This window comes from Bradyrhizobium viridifuturi (genome assembly GCF_001238275.1).
Classification (GTDB): Bacteria; Pseudomonadota; Alphaproteobacteria; order Rhizobiales; family Xanthobacteraceae; genus Bradyrhizobium; species Bradyrhizobium viridifuturi.
In genome coordinates this window covers 1-312 of record NZ_LGTB01000144.1, presented here as the reverse complement: position 1 = coordinate 312, position 312 = coordinate 1, and the positions used below count along the sequence as shown (strand labels likewise).

1 protein-coding gene is annotated in these 312 nt (G+C 67.9%); it reads right to left on the bottom strand.

Annotation, left to right across the window (positions count from 1 at the left end; genetic code table 11):
* Window positions 1-312, bottom strand: a 312-nt coding sequence (locus ALC15_RS44465) for a DUF5801 repeats-in-toxin domain-containing protein (protein ID WP_157861006.1), incomplete at both ends; no start/stop codon positions are given.

The window sequence follows — 312 nt, the reverse complement described above, 5'->3', positions numbered from 1 at the left end:
GGCCGCTGGGGCTGCCATTGGCCACGCCGGCATGCAGGCCGAGCGTGTAGTTGATCGTGGTCGCGCCGGCCCCGTCAGCACCATAGAGGTTGGTATTGCTGATGGTGAACGCGCCGGAGAAGTTCTCGGTCGCGATCGTCGCCGACGCATTGGTGTCGTGCGAGTCCTGGGTGCCGGTGAAGTTGCCGCCGGCCAGGCCGCCGTCGAACGTCAGCAGCACCGGCGCCGTGAACGCCGCCAGCGTCACGGTCGGGGTCTGCGGACCGTCATCACCGAACGAGATCTGGTGGCCGACATCGATCGAGGCCGAGG